General features: G+C 67.3%; 13 protein-coding genes and 1 other RNA gene. 11 read left to right on the top strand and 3 right to left on the bottom strand.

Features of this window, described 5'->3' with window-relative positions; all coding sequences use genetic code 11:
* The first annotated feature begins 15 nt into the window (after positions 1 to 15).
* Positions 16 to 669: a hypothetical protein gene (locus tag ACTJJK_RS07960; protein WP_440729945.1), complete on the top strand. Its 654-nt coding sequence runs from the start codon at positions 16 to 18 to the stop codon at positions 667 to 669.
* On the opposite strand, the gene ACTJJK_RS07955 is transcribed toward ACTJJK_RS07960, so the two are convergent.
* Positions 666 to 1,742: a glycosyltransferase family 9 protein gene (locus tag ACTJJK_RS07955; RefSeq protein WP_440729944.1), complete on the bottom strand. Its 1,077-nt coding sequence runs from the start codon at positions 1,740 to 1,742 to the stop codon at positions 666 to 668. The two genes, ACTJJK_RS07960 and ACTJJK_RS07955, sit on opposite strands and share 4 nt — an antisense overlap.
* A 22-nt stretch (positions 1,743 to 1,764) precedes the next feature.
* On the opposite strand from ACTJJK_RS07955, the gene ACTJJK_RS07950 reads away from it, so the two are divergent.
* The 8 genes from ACTJJK_RS07950 to ACTJJK_RS07915 all read left to right on the top strand — a co-directional run bounded on the left by ACTJJK_RS07950 (position 1,765) and on the right by ACTJJK_RS07915 (position 7,414).
* Complete coding sequence (locus tag ACTJJK_RS07950) at positions 1,765 to 2,514, top strand: 3-deoxy-D-manno-octulosonic acid kinase (RefSeq protein WP_440729943.1); 750 nt, start codon at positions 1,765 to 1,767, stop codon at positions 2,512 to 2,514.
* Positions 2,515 to 2,544: 30 nt separating this feature from the next.
* The gene (locus ACTJJK_RS07945; protein WP_031373544.1) at positions 2,545 to 3,300 is read left to right on the top strand and encodes an MBL fold metallo-hydrolase; all 756 of its coding nucleotides are present in this window, start codon (positions 2,545 to 2,547) and stop codon (positions 3,298 to 3,300) included.
* 47 nt (positions 3,301 to 3,347) lie between these two features.
* Entirely contained in the window at positions 3,348 to 4,346 is a 999-nt protein-coding gene (moaA, locus tag ACTJJK_RS07940; RefSeq protein ID WP_223621704.1) for a GTP 3',8-cyclase MoaA, read from the top strand.
* A 7-nt stretch (positions 4,347 to 4,353) separates the two neighbouring features.
* Complete coding sequence (locus ACTJJK_RS07935; RefSeq protein WP_440729942.1) at positions 4,354 to 5,088, top strand: phytanoyl-CoA dioxygenase family protein; 735 nt, start codon at positions 4,354 to 4,356, stop codon at positions 5,086 to 5,088.
* A complete protein-coding gene (moaC, locus tag ACTJJK_RS07930; RefSeq protein ID WP_440729941.1) occupies positions 5,070 to 5,597 on the top strand; it encodes a cyclic pyranopterin monophosphate synthase MoaC in 528 nt (175 codons plus the stop codon). Before ACTJJK_RS07935 ends, moaC begins: the two co-directional genes overlap by 19 nt.
* The gene (moaD, locus tag ACTJJK_RS07925) at positions 5,594 to 5,836 is read left to right on the top strand and encodes a molybdopterin converting factor subunit 1 (RefSeq protein ID WP_031373540.1); all 243 of its coding nucleotides are present in this window, start codon (positions 5,594 to 5,596) and stop codon (positions 5,834 to 5,836) included. The genes moaC and moaD overlap by 4 nt, the downstream gene beginning before the upstream one ends.
* A gap of 1 nt (position 5,837) precedes the next feature.
* Complete coding sequence (locus ACTJJK_RS07920) at positions 5,838 to 6,263, top strand: molybdenum cofactor biosynthesis protein MoaE (RefSeq protein WP_440729940.1); 426 nt, start codon at positions 5,838 to 5,840, stop codon at positions 6,261 to 6,263.
* Between the two features lie 140 nt (positions 6,264 to 6,403).
* A complete protein-coding gene (locus ACTJJK_RS07915; protein ID WP_440729939.1) occupies positions 6,404 to 7,414 on the top strand; it encodes a YncE family protein in 1,011 nt (336 codons plus the stop codon).
* 56 nt (positions 7,415 to 7,470) lie between these two features.
* Here ACTJJK_RS07915 and ffs read toward each other — a convergent pair.
* An RNA gene (gene ffs / locus ACTJJK_RS07910) (signal recognition particle sRNA small type) lies at positions 7,471 to 7,567 on the bottom strand.
* 230 nt (positions 7,568 to 7,797) lie between these two features.
* Between ffs and ACTJJK_RS07905 the strand changes: the two genes are divergently transcribed.
* Positions 7,798 to 8,532 (top strand): metallophosphoesterase family protein, encoded by a 735-nt coding sequence (locus ACTJJK_RS07905; protein WP_440729938.1) that lies wholly within the window; start codon positions 7,798 to 7,800, stop codon positions 8,530 to 8,532.
* Positions 8,533 to 8,612: 80 nt separating this feature from the next.
* Here ACTJJK_RS07905 and ACTJJK_RS07900 read toward each other — a convergent pair whose 3' ends face one another.
* On the bottom strand, positions 8,613 to 9,953 hold the full coding sequence (locus ACTJJK_RS07900) for a glycosyl hydrolase family 28-related protein (RefSeq protein ID WP_440729937.1): 1,341 nt from the start codon (positions 9,951 to 9,953) through the stop codon (positions 8,613 to 8,615).
* 897 nt (positions 9,954 to 10,850) lie between these two features.
* On the opposite strand from ACTJJK_RS07900, the gene ACTJJK_RS07895 reads away from it, so the two are divergent.
* A partial coding sequence (locus tag ACTJJK_RS07895; protein WP_440729936.1) for a DUF6531 domain-containing protein occupies positions 10,851 to 14,722 on the top strand: 3,872 nt, incomplete at its 3' end.

Genomic DNA, 14,722 nt, shown 5'->3' with positions numbered 1-14,722 from the left:
GCCGCGGCGATGCCAGTGGCCGAACCCAAGCCGCGCGCCGCGGGCGCCTGGCTGTACGACGACCTGCTCGCCTGGCTGTGCCCGGGCGGGCTGTTGCTGACGGCATTGGCCCTGCGCCACCCGGCCGGCCTGCACCTGCTGCGCGAGCAGGCCCCGGAGCTGACCCTGCCGACCTGGTTCGCCGGCGCCTATGCGCTGGGCCTGGCCCTGAGCCCGATCGGCCGCCTGGTCTACGGCGTCGCCCAGGGCATCGTCTGGCCGCGCTTGCGCCAGGCCTGGGCGCCAGCCATCGCCTTTCTGTCGCAGCGACTGGCGCGCAGCGAAGGGCTGGTGCTGCCCGATGCCGCACACATGTCGACCTCGGTCTTCCACGATGTCGACCGGCGCATGCGCGAATATCTGGAGGCGGCCGACCCGTCTTCGCGCAACGCCCTCAACCGCATGAAAGTGTTGTGCAGCCTTTCGTGCAATGCCGCTGCGGCCTGTCTGGTGTTCGTCGCCGTGGAGGCGCTGACCGGCGGCTGGCGCGACTGGAGCGCCGGCCAGATCGCGGTCGCCGCGTTGGTGATCGCGCTGGCGCTGATCGCCGCGGTCTATCGCGAGCGCCGCCGCCAGCGCACCCAGTTGTCGATCTGGCGACGGCTGCAGATCGAGAACGACGCGTCTTAGCGCAGCGAATGATCGGCGAGGTAGCGCTCGAATGCGGCGACGCCGTCCTCGACCGAGATCAAATCCATCACGCCTTCGTGTTCGATCTTGGTGCCCCAGGCGATGTCGGCCGCGGGCTTGCCGAGATACTTGCGCGCGGCGTCGTCGTAGCGGTCGGCGCAGTAGCGGCGGTCGCTGTAGGGGCCGCTGCGTGCGGGGTTGCTGGCTGCATGCAGGCCGAGCACCTTGGTGCCCATGGCGTTGGCGATGTGCATCGGGCCGGAGTCGGGGGTCATCAACAGCTGGCCGCGTTCGAGCAGCGCCGGCAGTTGCTTCAAGGTGTCCTTGCCGACCAGGTCCAGCGCCGGGTGGCGCATCGCCGCCAGGATCGCGTCGGCGGTGTTGCGTTCGAGTTCGCTGCGGCCGCCGCACAGCACCACCCGCCAACCGCGCTCGACCGCGTGATCGGCGACCGCGGCGTAGCGGTCGTTGCGCCAGTTGCGCACGGTGTGGCTCGAACACGGCGAGATCAGCAAGGTCGGTGCCTCGTCCTGCGGCCATTGCGCGCGCGCCCATTCGCGCGCGTCCTCGGGCACGGGCAAGTCCCAGCGCACTTCGGTCTGGCGCAGGCCGAGCGGTTCGCAGAAGCTGCCGATCGCGTCGAGCACGTGGATGCCGGGGCGGTCGGGAATGCGCTCGTTGATGAAAAGCCCGTGCAGGTCCTTCGAGCGCGAGCGGTCGTAGCCCACCCGGCGCTGCGCCGGCAGGAAGGCCGACAGCAGGTTGGCGCGCGCGGCCACCTGCATCTGCAGCAGCACGTCGAAGCGGCCCCCGGGGAGGGGGCGTTCGCGCAGGCTGCGGCGCAGGGCGCGCATGCCGGCGAAGCCGCTTTTCTTGTCGTACTCGAGGAATTCGACGCCTTCCAGGCCTTCGAGCAGGCGCCGCTCGCCCTTGCCGATGATCCAGGCGATCGAGGCCTGCGGCCGCGCCGCGCGCAAAGTGCGCACCAGCGGTACGACGTGGGTCACATCGCCGAGCGCGGACAGGCGCAGCAGGCAGATCGAAGGATGGGAACTGAGAGGCGATGTGGTCACGTGACTTGTTAGACTCGGTCGGATGACGGGTTATGACGCCGCCGAGGGACTGACGCCGTACCGCGACGATAGCGGTTACGGTGCGATTCTGTTCGACCGCGCGCAGGTCCAGCAAGCCGCGCCGGAATGGTTCTCGCCGGCGCACTGGGGCGGCAACGCGCGTCCGGTCGACAGCGGCGGCCGTGGCGGCGCCTGGTTCGTCGACGCGCCGTTCGGCCGGGTGGTGCTGCGCCGTTACCTGCGCGGCGGCCTGGTCGCACGCTTCAATCGCGACCGCTATTGGTGGAGCGGCGCCAACCAGACCCGCAGCTTCGCCGAGTTCCGCCTGCTGCGCGAACTGGCCGGCAAGGGCCTGCCGGTGCCGAAGCCGGTCGCCGCCTGGTATCGCCGCGACGGTTGGTATTACTACGCCGCGATCCTGCTTCAGCGCCTCGGCGACGTGCGCTCGCTGGCCGACCGCGCCGCCGTGGCCGGCGACGGCGCGCCTTGGGAAGAGGCCGGGCGGCTGATCGCGCGCTGTCACCGGGCCGGCCTCGATCACGCCGACCTCAACGCCACCAACCTGCTGTTCGACAGCGGCGGGCACGGCTGGGTGATCGACCTGGACCGCGGCCAGATCCGGATTCCGGCGACCCCGTGGCGCGAGCGCAACCTGGCCCGGCTGAAGCGTTCACTGTTGAAATTGCGCGGCGACCGCGGCGAGGCCGAGGTCGAACGCGATTTCGCCCGACTGCGCACGGCCTATGACCGCGCCTGGGAACGTGGTTACTAAAGACGTGGTCAGCGAATCGAGGGGACGGGCATGACTTGGCGGTTGCGTTTGCACGGCGTCGGCAATGCGTCGGCGGTCGAGCTGGGGTCGGCGATGGCCACGCTGGAGCGCGACGGCGAGCCCTGGCTCACCATCGATTGCGGCGGCGAGGGCCTGACCGCGTTCCTGGCCCATTACGGCCGGATGCCCGAGGCCTTGTTCGTCACCCATACCCACCTGGACCACATCGCCGGGTTCGAGCGCCTGTTCGTCGCCCACTATTTCGACCCGCAGCGGCGCGGCAAGGTGCGGCTGTACGTGCCGGCGACGGTGGTGCCGCTGCTGCACCAGCGGGTGGCCGACTACCCGAACGTGCTGGCCGAGGGCGGGGTGAATTTCTGGGACGCCTTCCAACTGGTGCCGGTCAGCGGCCATTTCTGGCACGGGGGCCTGCGCCTGGAGGTGTTCGCGACCCGCCACCACTGGCCCGACAGCGCCTTCGGCCTGCGTCTGCGCGGTAGTGCCATCTGGACCGGCGACACCCGGCCGATCCCCGAGGTCCTGGCCAAGTACGCCGATGCCGGCGAGCTGATCGCCCACGACTGCGCCCTGCACGGCAACCCCTCGCACAGCGGCATCGAGGACCTGGAGCGCGAATACTCGCGCGAACTGCTGAATCGCTGCCTGCTTTACCACTACGGCAGCCGCGAAGAGGGCGACGTATTGGCGGCGCGGGGGTATCGTGTCGGTAGGCCGGGCGAGGCGATCGAGCTGGCCGAGCCCACCGTTACGCAACTGCCGTCCTAGTGAATGCCGCCTTCGTGAGTGCCGCCCCCGGTCTGCCGCCGCTGCCGATGCCGTTGGATCTCCACGGTCGGCCGCTGCGCGACTTGCGCTTGTCGGTGATCGAAGCCTGCAACTTCCGCTGCCCCTACTGCATGCCGGCCGAGCGCGTGCCGGACGACTACGGCCTGGATGCGGCCTCGCGCCTGAGCTTCGACGAAATCGAAACCCTGGTGCGCGGTTTCGTCCGCGTGGGCGTCAGCAAACTGCGCCTGACCGGCGGCGAGCCGCTGCTGCGCAAGCGCCTGCCCGAGTTGGTCGCGCGCCTGGCGCGCATCGAAGGCATCGACGACCTGGCGCTGACCACCAATGGCTCGCTGCTCGCGCGTCATGCGCGGGCGCTGCGCGAGGCCGGCCTGCGCCGCCTGACGGTGAGCCTTGACGCACTCGACCCCGAGCGTTTCCGGCGTCTGTCCGGCGGGCGCGGCGAAATCGCCGACGTGCTCGAAGGCATCGCCGTGGCGCGCGCGGCGGGCTTCGATTCCATCAAGATCAACTGCGTGGTCCAGCGCGGCATCAACGAAGACCAAGTGTTGCCCTTGGTCGAACATTTCCGCGGCAGCGGCCATGTGCTGCGTTTCATCGAATATATGGACGTGGGCAACTGCAACGACTGGAGCGCCGAGGGCGTGGTGAGCTCGCAGGCCCTGCGCGACCGCATCCACGCGCGCTGGCCGCTGCGCGCGCTCGACGCCAATTACCGCGGCGAAGTCGCTTCGCGCTACGGCTTCGCCGACGGCCAGGGCGAGATCGGCTTCGTGTCCTCGATCAGCGCGCCGTTCTGCGGCGATTGCCATCGCTCGCGGGTGTCCGCCGACGGCCGGCTGTACACCTGTCTGTTCGCCGCCGAAGGCACCGACCTGCGGCCGTCGCTCGCGCTGGGCGAAGCCGCCTTCGCCGAACGCCTGGCCGGGCTGTGGTCGCGCCGCGGCGACCGCTACAGCGAACTGCGCGCCCTCGACGCCCCGCGCTCCAAGCGCCACGTCGAGATGTTTTTGATCGGCGGCTGAGGCTGTGATGTCGTCGTTAGCCGACAGTGCGATCCAGTCGTTCCCGGTTGCGGCTTCCGATTGCATGCTCTCCGGGTCGCTCGAGGCGCAAGGCTTTCTTCGGTTGCCCGGTGTGCTCGGTGCGGTGGACGTCGCTGCCATGGCGGCTCATGTCGACGCCTGCGATGGCGACGATGCGGGCACCCGCAATCTGCTTCAACACGCGTGGTGCCGGGCGCTGGTGGCGCCGTTGCGCCTGCGGTTTCGCGACCTGGGTGTGTTGGCCGAGGATGCGCTCGCCGTGCAATGCACCCTATTCCGCAAAAGCCAATCGCGTAACTGGAAAGTCGCCCTGCATCAGGACTTGTCGATCCCGGTCGCCCAGAAAGTCGCGAACGAGGCGCTCTCCGGCTGGTCGCACAAGGAGGGCTCGCATTTCGTCCAGCCGCCGACGGCGCTCCTGGAGCGGTTGACCGTCGTGCGCATCCACCTGGATCCGTGTACCGATTCCGATGGGCCGTTGCGCGTGGTGCCGGGTTCGCACCGGGTCGGAAAGCTCAACGCGCAAAGAGCCAGCGCTCTGCGCGAGGAGCGCGGCGAGACACAATGCACCGCACGGCCGGGCGATCTGCTTATCATGCGACCGTTGCTGTTGCATGCTTCTTCCAAAGCCAGCCGGCCGCAAGGACGGCGGCGCGTCCTGCATTTCCTGTTCGGCCCGTCCGACCCCGGGCACGGACTGCGATGGAGTCTGGCGATTTGAAATCCAAACCTTCCCTTACCCATATCGACCGCGACGGCCGCCCGGCGATGGTCGACGTGTCCGACAAGTCGGTGACCGCCCGCGAGGCGGTCGCGCAATGCCGCGTGCGTTTTCCCGCCGCGGTCGCGCTGCAACTGCGCGCGAGCGGGCTCAAGAGCAAGAAGGGCGCGGTGATCGACACCGCCATCATCGCTGGCACGATGGCGGTCAAGCGCACCCATGAGTTGATCCCGTTTTGTCATCCGCTGCCGATCGACGGCTGCCGTTTCAGTATCGATTGGGACGGCGACAACAGCTTGATGATCGAGTGCGAGGTCAAGACCACCCACCGCACCGGCGTCGAGATGGAAGCGCTGACCGGCGCGACGGTCGCGGCGCTGACCGTCTACGACATGTGCAAGGCCTTGTCGCATGGCATCGTGCTCGGGCCGGCCAAGTTGACCGGCAAGCGCGGCGGCAAGCGCGACTTCGCTGCGAAGGCGAAGCGCAGGGCGGGGGACGAGCGATGAGCCGGCTCACCGTGCTGTATTTCGCCAGCCTGCGCGATGCCGCCGGCGTCGCCAGCGAATCGGTCGAGGCCGACGCGGCCGATCTGCGCGCGCTGTACGACTCGCTGCGCCAGCGCCATGGGTTCGCCCTGCCGGTCGAGCGCCTGCGTGTCGCCGTCGACGGCGCTTTCGCGCGCTGGGACGAAGCGCCGCGCGCCGGCAGCGAAGTCGCCTTCATCCCACCGGTCTCGGGAGGCTGAGATGGCACGATTCGCCTTGTCCGAGCATTCCTTCGAGATCGCGCCCTTACGCGCGCAACTGCTCAGCGATCGCGCCGGCGCCTTCGCCAGCTTCGAGGGTTGGGTGCGCGACCACCACGGCGGCCGCGCCGTCGCCGGCCTGCGTTACGAAAGCTATGCCGCACTCGCCCTGGCCGAAGGCGAGCGCGTGCTGGAAGAAGCCATCGAGCGTTTCGCCATCGTCGATGCGCGCTGCGTCCACCGCGTCGGCGACCTGGCGATCGGCGAGCTCGCGGTCTGGGTCGGGGTCAGCGCCCCCCATCGCGAAGCCGCGTTCGCCGCCTGCCGCTACATCATCGACGAGACCAAGTCGCGGGTGCCGATCTGGAAACATGAGCGGTATGCGGACGGGGATGCGGATTGGCTGCATCCAACCGGGCCCGCGTAAGGCTGGGCCGACGATCCGTATCGAGGCGGTGATCCTTGCGCTGGTTTTGGTCCTTCTTCAACCTGATCGCTCCTGCGACATGAATCCCATCTTCGTTTTGAGCTAGCTTCAATCTCCCGCACCGAATGGTCGGAGCCGTTATGTCCCGAGCCCTGTGCCTGATTCTCCTGCTCGCCGCCGCCATGCCGGCGTTTTCGGGCGAGCTGTTGGTCGGCAACAAATCCGCGGATACCATCTGGCGTCTGTCGCTCGACGATGGCCGCAAACTCGGCGAATTCGCCACCCGTCAGGCGCCGCACGAAATCGCAGTCAGCCACGACGGCGGTACTGCGCTGGTGGCGAACTACGGCAGCCGCGAAACCCCGGGCCATACCTTGAGCGTGCTCGACCTGCGAAGCGGCAAGCCGCCGCGCATCATCGACCTCGGCCGCCACGGCCGCCCGCATGGCTTGCGCTTCCTGCCCGGCGACCGCGAAGCCTTGGCGACGACCGAGGCCTCGGGTCATCTGCTGCGCATCGATCTGGCCGGGGGCCAGATCGTCGCCGAGATCGCGATGGGCGAGGGGCGCGGCCACATGGTCGCGGTATCCGCCGACGGCAAGGCTGCCTACGTCAGCAAGATCGACCGGGGCACGGTCAGTCGCGTCGATCTGAACCGCAATGCCAAGAGCGCGGAAGTCGAGGCGGGCAAGGGCGCCGAAGGCATCGCGGTACGCCCCGGCAGCGGCGAAGTCTGGGTCGGCAACCGCGAGGCGGGCACCGTGACCGTGCACGACGCGCGCACGCTCGCGATCCGCAAAACCTTGCCGAGCCCGGGCTTTCCGATTCGCGTCGCCTTCACCGCCGACGGCCGCCACGCCCTGGTCAGCAACGCACGCGCGGCGACGGTGTCGGTGTTCGATGCGCGTCGCAAGAAAGCGCTGGCGACGATCGCGCTGTCGCGCGAAGGCGCCGAGTACCGCGACACCTTGCTCGGTCGCGCTGCCTTGCCGATCGGCGTGGTGGCCGACCCGAAGCGGCCGCGGGTCTATGTCGCGATCAGCGGCGGCGACGAGGTCGCGGTGATCGACCGCAAGACCTGGAAGCCGATCGCCTACTGGAAGACCGGGCGCGAGCCCGATGCGCTGGCCGTGTCGCTGCCGGGCGATTGAGCCGACCCGTCGGACGGCCTCGTTCGGGGTAATCCCAGGGCCCGAAAAGGCGGCGGCCCCGCAAGCGTGACTCCGGCGCCCGAATCGGTCGATACCGTTGCTGCCTTCCGGCCCTGGCGGGATTTTCAACTTATCGTCGCGGAGGCGCCAACGGGGCCACCATAGAGAACGAAGGCGCCGCAGCGCTTTCGCGGCTCCGATGGACAGCGTGGTCGCCGGTGGGGCGGCCCGGTTGTCGACCGGAGAGCCCAGTATTCTGCCTGAAGCCGCCATCGCGGCGCAATCTCGGCCGCCGCGTCCCCCTGACATCGGCCCGGAGAGCCGCATGGCGCCTGGCCCGCGGCTCTGCGTAGGCCGGGCAGCCCCGGCGCTAGAATCGACCGATGCGCATAGCCGTCATTTCCGATGTCCATGGCAACCTGGGGGCGCTCGATGCGGTCCTGGCCGATATCGAGCGGCGCGGCGTCGATCTCGCGGTCAATCTCGGCGACCTGTTGTCCGGCCCGCTGCGGCCGCGCGAAACCGCCGACCGCCTGATCGCGCTGGGCTGGCCGACCATCGCCGGCAACCACGAGCGCCAGGTGCTGACCGATCCGCCCGAACGCATGAGCGCGTCCGACCGTCATGCCGTCGCCGAGATCCGTCCCGACCAGCGCGAGTGGCTGCGCAGCCTGCCGCCGACCTGGCGCTTGAACGAGGAGGTGCTGCTGGTCCATGGCACGCCGCGCAGCGACCTGGAATGTTTCATCGAGACCGTCGACGAGCACGGCATGCGCCCGGCTCATGACGACGAAGCGGTGCAGCGTGCCGGCGACACCGATGCGCGTGTGATCCTGTGCGGACACACCCACGTGCCGCGCAGCCTGCGCTTGGCCGACGGCCGTCTGATCGTCAATCCCGGCAGCGTCGGTTTGCAGGCTTACGCCGGCGAGCATCCGCATCCGCACCGGGTCGAGACCGGTTCGCCGCAGGCGCGCTATGCCATCGTCGAGCGGGCCAACGACGAATGGAACGCGCAGCTGCTCACGGTGGGCTACGACTGGAATGCGGAAGCCGAACGGGCTTTGCGCAACGGCCGGCCCGATTGGGCGCGCGCATTGGCGACGGGCTACGTGTAGCCGGATGCGGGCCTGGTTCGGCTCGTTGTTGTGAACGATCCGTTTGCTGGCTTTCGAGACCGGCGCGGGGNCCGCGTCGCTTACTTTTGCACCAGGAACTGCGCCATGGGGTAGTTGAAGGTGTGGCACTGTTCGAAGACCAGCCGTTCGCGATTGACCGTAGCGAAAGACTCATGGCGCCCCATGAGCTGGCACGACTGCCATTTCACGTAGGGCATGTCGCCGCCGCGCGGCCGATAGGTGACCGGGATCGACGGCGGGCCGATGTGGCTCTGGAACGAACGCGCCGCATCGGTGCAAGAGATGAAGGTCAGGTTCGCGTTCGCCGCATCCCATCCGCAATTCATCAGCTTGCTCTTGGCATGGCGCAACTCGAAGCGCACGCCCATCACGATCAGCGTCTTGACCGTGTTGTTGTGCGGGCCCGGCGGCAGGTCGAAGAACACCGACGGGATGTCCTGGGTTTCGTTGCACTGGATCCAGGAGCCGCCGTACACGTTGATGTAGCCGCCACGCGCGAAGCGCAGCAAGGTGCCGCTCTGGTACTCGAACTTGCAGTCGCGGAACCAGAAATTCAGGAACTGATCCTGCTGGCTGTGGGTCGGCGTCATGCCCGAATGCAGGAAGGCGTCGCCCAACACGACATCGTTGGCCAGGTGGCAGCGATTGAAAGCCCACTCGGAGTTGAGGTTGGAATCGGCCGGGCCGTCCAGGCCGATCACCCGGTTCCAGGGGCCGCGCCATTCGACGTCGTCGAAAGCGAAGTCCTGGTTGGTTCCGCCGGCTACCGAGGCCCAGCAATAGATCCAGTTGAGCCCCGGACGCGCGGCGCGGAAGCTGATCTCGCGCACGCGCAACTGGCGCAGGCGGCCGTAGGCGGTCAGCAGATTGTTGGCGAACGCGTCGCCACCGCTCGGGGTGGCGTCGAACAGGATCTCGGAGCTGCGCTTGCCCTGGCCTTCGATGACATAGCCGTTGATCTTGGTCTTGCCGGTGTCCGGGCCCTTGGGCAGCAGCACGTCGGCCTTGGTCACTCGGTAGATGCCGGCCGGGAAATAAAGATGATGGGTCAGCCAGCCGTTGCCGTTCCTGGATGCGAACACCGCATCGCGCGCGCGTTCGATCGCGGCGGTGTCGTCGGTGCTGCCGTTGCCGACCGCGCCGTAGTCCTTGACGTTGATACGGCCCGGGTCGGTGCCGACCAGCGCGGTGGACGCAAACGCGCCATCGCGACGCGGCGCCGGGGCACCGCCGATGGGTTCGTTCTGGTACATCGAACCGCCGATCGAGGCAGCGGTGGTGGCCGCGGCGGCCGCGCCGGCGCCGGCGATCATGCCGGCTGCGCCGATCAGCTTGCGGCGCGAACGCGAATGGGGGCCGGTATCGGCACTTGCATCGGAACTCGTGGTCTTCTTGCTCATTAGGCATCCTAGGTAAGTGCCCGGATCGGGCATGACGTGACGGTCGCGACCGGCGGTGGGGGCCACACCGGGCACGTACGGTCGCGAACGTCGCGCGCAATCTAGGCGTCGCAGCCCGCCGCGGATGCGATGCGCAACGCAGTTCTCCCGTACAGCGGCCGCGGCATTTGTAACGATCCGTCTTAGTGGGGCTGCGGTCGCGCTCTGACGGCGGCCGTCATGACCCTCGCGTCTTGTCGCGATGGTGGCTCAGTGATGCTGCGACAGCGGCGTGGATGCGCAGAGACGTCGGGCGGGGCGGGCCTTGGCGTGGTATTCGAGCCGCATCGAATGGATGCCGGTCATCCGGTATTTAGCTTGCGTCGACACGGCCTGCGAAAGCCGCTCGATAGATCGCGGCGATTGCGCCGCAGCCGCGACATTTTGTGCGCGGCGTCTCTGTTTGTAATTTTGCGCAAAGGCCTCGCCTAGTACTGGCTTTCGCGAACCCGTTGCGCCTACAGTGAGCGCCGAACACGCCCTTGCATACATCCGTTACCGACGCTCAGCTTGCGTCGCTGCCGTTGAGATGCGCGGGCGTAGTATCGACCTGCCGACCTAAGGAAAGGGAGCAACGCAGATGGATTTGCCCGCACGCACAGCGGCCGCTACGGCCGTGCTTCGGCCAGCCGCCGAGATCGAAACCGCCCTGACTTTCGTTGCCGCAAACGCGGCGGCACCGCCATGCCTCGGCTCGAACCGGCGGCCACGCGTCGCCGCCCAGACATAAGTACCGATCAAGCTGCACACGATGCCCGACGGTTCGCTTTCGGATATCGAATCCCCCATGCCGGCGCCGGCGGTCCTCCCTCACCGACCGTGCGTACGGCCTCTCCAAGCTCCATAGAAGGAATGACCATGACAGTTGTCGCAACGGATGCCGACAATGAGGCCGAACGCCGGCCGGCTCGAACCCGTATCGGCTGGAACCTGACTCTGGCCTCGCTGGGCTTGCTGCTCGCCTCGGGCGCGCAGGCGCAGGAAACGGTAAAGCTGTGGCGCACCAACAGCCTCGCGCTGGCGCCGCAGACCACCGAAGCCGCGATGCAGCAGGGCATCAGGAATTACTTCGCCCAGTTCGGCGGTCCGCCGATGAGCATGTACGTCAAAAACGAGGTCACCCTCAACAGTAAGACCGTCTACAAGTACGCCATCGAGCCCAAGCCGCCGACCTTGACCGATTGGGCTTACAAGGAGCTCAACGACCCGTCGGGTACGCCGACGCAGACTTCGATGGACGCGATCGTCGCCCGCATCAAGCAGGACTACGACGCCCAAAGCGTCGCTCAGGGCTGCGCGGCGGCCAGCACGGTTACGCCGACGGTCTGGACAACGGATCTCACCTGGTCGACCAGCCCGATCGCGATTCGCGAATCCACGCCTACCGACGTCAAATACATGGTGGCGCCCGGAGGCGGCGGTGCCTGTTATCTCACCAACACCCAGGTCAAGATCGTCAAGGATCGGGCGGCCAGTTGCCCCGGCCGGCTCATGACCTGGAACACCGATCTCAATGCCTGTGGCGCCGGGTCGAGCTTCGACATGGCCTATTACAGTGATCCGCTGCCGAGCAACGAGTGCCCGGTTGGCAATCCCTGTGACCCGACAACCGGGGACAAGTCCGAGCCGGCGCACGATTTCGATCTGGGCTGGATTGCATTCGATCGCCATTACCACTCGCTAACGTCGACTGCCGCTGGCGGATTCGGCTATGGATGGACGCATTCGCATAATCTGCGGCTGTCGGTCGGCCCCGATCCGACCACGCCTTCCGACCCGACGGTCCGTATCGGTTTCATTGAAGCCGATGGTTCGCAGGTCGCGTTCACACTGGTGGGCGCCGCGTACGAGGCGAACGACCAAAGCGGCGACCGGGTCGTCGCCGACGGCGCGCAGTGGCTGATGCATCGCAGCGACCGGATGCTGCGTTTCGACGCCGCCGGCCGTCTGCTGGAACAGCGTTTCGAGAACGGCTCGGTCCTGAGTTACAGCTACGATGGAATGCGCCGTCTGGCCGCGATCGCCCATAACAGCGGCCGCAGCCTCGTGTTCGAGTACACCGCAGGCGGCGACGACGCGCCGATCACGGCGATTCGTTTGGCCGGCGTAGCGCTCGCGTCTTATGTCTTTAACGCCAATGGACAGATCGAAACCGTCACCTATCCTGGCGGCGAGTCGCGGACCTATCACTATGAAGATACGAGGTTTCCTCTCAATCTGACTGGCGTAACCGCGGAGGGCGGCCAGCGCTACAGTACGTTCAATTACGATGCCAAGAATCGGGTGACCTTGAGCGTCCATTCCGGCAATGCCGACCGCGTCACCCTGACCTATCCTTCGACGGGTGGTTCCATCGTCACCGATCCTCTCGATCGGCAGACCACCTATGGTTTGACCGCGTCGCCGGCGAGCGGTGCGCCGCGTAAGGTCAGCGGCCTGACCGACACCCGCGGCACCATCGGCAGGACGTATTACGACGAGACCACCGACTTCCGCCGCCGCCTCGACACCGTCACCGACCGCAACGGTACTCAGACCAAGCACACGTATGCCGATGCGAATGACCCGGTGACCGGACAGCCGGCGCGCACGCATACGGTCAAAGAAGCGGTCGGCCTCGCGCAGGAGCGCAGCAGCGCGGAACGCCGCGACCTCGCCAGCAACCGCACCGTATTGACCCAGGTCGGCAATCGCGAGACCCGCATCGCCCGCAACGCGCGCCTGCAGCCGGTCACGGTCACCGTGCGCGACACCATCAGCAACCAGACCCGCACGACGAGCTATGCCTATTGCGAAGCCGCCGACGTGGCCGCGAGCAACAGCACCTGCCCGATCCTGGGCCTGGTCAAGTCGGTCGACGGCCCGCGCACCGACGTCAACGACATCACGACGTTCCAGTACTACGGCAGCGACGACAGCACCTGCGCGACCCAGCCAGCGCTATGCACCTACCGCAAGGGCGACCTGCGCAAGGTCGTCGACGCATTGGGTCGCAGCACCGAGACCTTCGGTTACGACCCGCAGGGCCGTCCGTTGTCGGTCGTCGACGCCAACGGCATCGTCACCGATTACGAGTACCACCCGCGCGGTTGGCTCACCGCAACCAAGGTCCGAGGCGCCGACAACAGCGTCGAGACCGACGACCGCATCACCCGGGTCGAGTACTGGCCGACCGGCCTGGTCAAGCGCATCACCCCGCCGGGCGGCGCCTACATCACCTACACCTACGACACTGCCCAGCGCCTGACCAGCGTGGCCGACAAGGCCGGCAACAGGATCCAGTACACCCTCGATCTGGCCGGCAACCGCAAGCAGGAAGACACCCAGACCGCGTCCGGCACCTTGAAGCGCACTCTGTCGCGCGTGTTCAACACCCTGGGGCAGTTGCAGACCGCCAAGGACTCGTTGGCGCATGAGACCAGCTTCAGCTACGACAACGACGGCAATCCGGACCTGACCACCGATGCCTTGAGCCGCGTCACCAACCAGGACCACGACCCGCTTAATCGCCTGAGCCGCACCCTGCAGGACGTCGGCGGCCTCGCGGTCGAGACCAAGCTGGAATACAACGCGCTCGATCAAGTCACCAAGGTCACCGACCCGAAGGGCCTGGACACGACCTACGGCTACAACGGCTTCGGCGACCAGGTCCAGCTGTCGAGCCCGGACACGGGTATCACCACCTACGGCTACAACAGCGCCGGCCTGCTCGCGAGCAAACAGGACGCTAACGACGCCAGCCCGCATACCTATACCTATGACGCCTTGAACCGGCCGAAGACGATCTCGTACAGCGGCGGCGCCGCCGACGTCGAGTACGACTACGACACGGTCAACACGGTCTGCGCCGCCGGCGAGAACTTCGCCCTCGGCCGGGTGACCGCGATGCGCGCCGACGGCACCGAGCTGAAGTACTGCTACGACCGTTGGGGCCAGCTCGTGCGCAAGGTGCAGACGGTCGGCACCCGCAGCTTCACCCTGCGCTACGCCTACACCAGCTCGGGCCAGGTGCGCACCATCACCTACCCGGACAACGCCATCGTCGACTACGTCCGCAACACTTTGGACCAGGTCACCGAAGTCGGGATCAAGCCGGCCGGCGGCGTGCGCACGGTGCTGCTCAACAATGCGGCTTATGAACCGTTCGGCCCGGCCACCGGTTGGACCTACGGCAACGGCCGCAGCCTGGCCCGCAGCTACGACCAGGACTACCGCGCCAAGACGATCCTCGACAGCGCCGCCGGTGGCTTGTCGCTGGCTTATGGCTATAACGAGGTCGGAGAACTGACCGAACTCAAGGACGGCCTGCAAAGCGCGTTCCTGGCCAAGTACGACTACGATACCCTGGGCAGGCTGAAGATCACCCGCGACGGCCCGACCGGCACGCCGCTGGAGACCTACGGCTACGACGCCACCGGTAACCGCAACAGCCTGCTGCACGGCGGCATCACCACCAACTACACCTACCCGGGCACGAGTCACCGCCTGAGCAACGTCGGCGGCGTCAGCCGCGGCTACGACGCGGTCGGCAACACCACCAGCATCGGCGGCACGGCCAGGGAGTTCGTCTACAACGCCAACGACCGCATGAGCCAGGTCAAACAAGCCGGCGTGGTCAAGGCCAGCTACCGCTACAACGCCAAGGGCGAGCGGGTCTCGCGGGCCGACAACGCCACCGGTGCGATCACCGGCTACACGCTGTACGACGAAGCCGGCCATTGGCTCGGCGA

This window comes from Lysobacter sp. 22409, from assembly GCF_052045105.1.
Taxonomy (GTDB): domain Bacteria; phylum Pseudomonadota; class Gammaproteobacteria; order Xanthomonadales; family Xanthomonadaceae; genus Lysobacter; species Lysobacter antibioticus_B.
This window is presented reverse-complemented; position numbering and strand designations above follow the sequence as displayed.

What these genes read in the sequence shown, in the direction of transcription:
- ACTJJK_RS07950 (WP_440729943.1), top strand. Translation starts at nt 1,765, where the DNA reads ATGACGGGTTATGACGCCGCCGAGGGACTGACGCCGTACCGCGACGAT.
- ACTJJK_RS07945 (WP_031373544.1), top strand. Translation starts at nt 2,545, where the DNA reads ATGACTTGGCGGTTGCGTTTGCACGGCGTCGGCAATGCGTCGGCGGTC.
- moaA (WP_223621704.1), top strand. Translation starts at nt 3,348, where the DNA reads ATGCCGTTGGATCTCCACGGTCGGCCGCTGCGCGACTTGCGCTTGTCG.
- ACTJJK_RS07935 (WP_440729942.1), top strand. Translation starts at nt 4,354, where the DNA reads ATGTCGTCGTTAGCCGACAGTGCGATCCAGTCGTTCCCGGTTGCGGCT.
- moaC (WP_440729941.1), top strand. Translation starts at nt 5,070, where the DNA reads ATGGAGTCTGGCGATTTGAAATCCAAACCTTCCCTTACCCATATCGAC.
- moaD (WP_031373540.1), top strand. Translation starts at nt 5,594, where the DNA reads ATGAGCCGGCTCACCGTGCTGTATTTCGCCAGCCTGCGCGATGCCGCC.
- ACTJJK_RS07920 (WP_440729940.1), top strand. Translation starts at nt 5,838, where the DNA reads ATGGCACGATTCGCCTTGTCCGAGCATTCCTTCGAGATCGCGCCCTTA.
- ACTJJK_RS07915 (WP_440729939.1), top strand. Translation starts at nt 6,404, where the DNA reads ATGTCCCGAGCCCTGTGCCTGATTCTCCTGCTCGCCGCCGCCATGCCG.
- ACTJJK_RS07905 (WP_440729938.1), top strand. Translation starts at nt 7,798, where the DNA reads ATGCGCATAGCCGTCATTTCCGATGTCCATGGCAACCTGGGGGCGCTC.
- ACTJJK_RS07900 (WP_440729937.1), bottom strand. Translation starts at nt 9,953, where the DNA reads ATGAGCAAGAAGACCACGAGTTCCGATGCAAGTGCCGATACCGGCCCC.